Annotated in this window: 1 protein-coding gene; it reads right to left on the reverse strand. The window is 47.9% G+C overall.

Annotated features, from left to right (window positions below; genetic code table 11):
- On the reverse strand, positions 1–359 hold a 359-nt coding region (locus tag H6A27_RS14685), incomplete at both ends, for an IS66 family transposase (protein ID WP_204509218.1).

Consider the following 359-nt stretch of genomic DNA (forward strand, 5'->3'; position numbering starts at 1 on the left):
TTTCTGTTCCTGCCTCCATGTTTCTGTACACCTTCATCATCCGTTGTATCCTCATAAAAGAAGATGACTATACGGGCCTTTCTGTTTACCAGACACCACATATAGGTCTTTCGTTTCTTATTGTAGGCGTGATAGCGGAGCCATGTCTCGTCCACATTCACGTTGGCACCGTCCTGAAGGGCAATCTTCTTGAGAGCAGGTATCAGCTTGTTCAGCTGCATGGCACCTTTGTCGGCCCAGTTCAGAAGGTTCTGCACAGAAGTGTTCCAGTCCATATCCGACAGACGGTTCTTTGCCTCCCTGTATGCTGGTGTTGACATCTGGAAGCGGTTAAACATCAGATACGAGAGCATGTTTGC

The sequence above is a fragment of the Bacteroides caecigallinarum genome, assembly GCF_016902295.1.
GTDB classification, from domain to species: domain Bacteria; phylum Bacteroidota; class Bacteroidia; order Bacteroidales; family Bacteroidaceae; genus Phocaeicola; species Phocaeicola caecigallinarum_A.